The organism is Paraburkholderia sp. BR14320 (assembly GCF_040948665.1).
Classification (GTDB): domain Bacteria; phylum Pseudomonadota; class Gammaproteobacteria; order Burkholderiales; family Burkholderiaceae; genus Paraburkholderia; species Paraburkholderia youngii.
On record NZ_JBFPKG010000219.1, the window covers coordinates 1 to 846 of the forward strand.

The 846-nt window shown below is 60.5% G+C and carries 1 protein-coding gene; it reads right to left on the reverse strand.

The window, feature by feature from the left end; genetic code table 11:
• Window positions 1-99 precede the first annotated feature (99 nt).
• On the reverse strand, window positions 100-846 hold a 747-nt coding region (locus tag AB3X89_RS39990; protein WP_368588030.1), incomplete at its 5' end, for an IS5 family transposase.

An 846-nucleotide genomic window follows, 5' to 3' on the forward strand; every position in this document is an offset into this window, starting at 1 on the left:
CGTTCGTGTCCCCGGTTTCTTCTCCGCAGACTGTGTCAAAGTGGTGCCCATCAGATTGGAAATGATGGGCATCACTTTGATGTCGCCCTCAGCCACCGTCTATAACGGCCGGCACGAGCCGCTTACGGAACTTTGAAGTACTGGCACGGCGTGGACAAGCATGAGCATTGCGAAGACGACGAAATGAAGCCCGGCGAGAGTTTCGGGGAGCCGTTCATAGTCACGTGCGAGACGCCGGAAACGGTTGAGCCAGCCAAAGCTGCGCTCGACCACCCACCGGCGGGGGAGCAGAACGAAACCCTTTTTCGTTTCTTCGAGTTTGATCACCTGAAGGTCAATGCCCTCGTCGAATGCAGCCTGCGCTGGCTCCTTGCCCGTGTATCCCTGATCGGCAAATGCCACCTTGACCGTTCGTCCCGTTACCTGCTGGACCTGCCGCGCAAGCTCCGCTACCTGTGCGCGCTCCTGTTCATTGGCGGGGGTCACGTGCACCGCCAGCAACTGTCCCAACGTGTCTACTGCAATATGTACCTTGCTACCGCGCTTCCGCTTATAACCGTCATAACCCGCACGCGGGCCGCTCTCGCAGGTCGACTGTATCGTGCGGCCATCGAGGATGACCGCGCTGGGCTGTCCCCGACGGCCCTGTGCCACGCGTATCACCGAGCGCAGGTCGCTCACCATGCTCTCAAAGCAGCCCGCCTGCAACCACCGTTGAGTCTGCTGATACACCAGCTCCCACGGCGGGAAATCATTGGGCAGCATCCTCCACGGCGCGCCGGCACGAGCCATCCAGCGCAATGCATCAAACATGTCGCGCAGTTCGTATTTGCGCTGGGGCGCGTC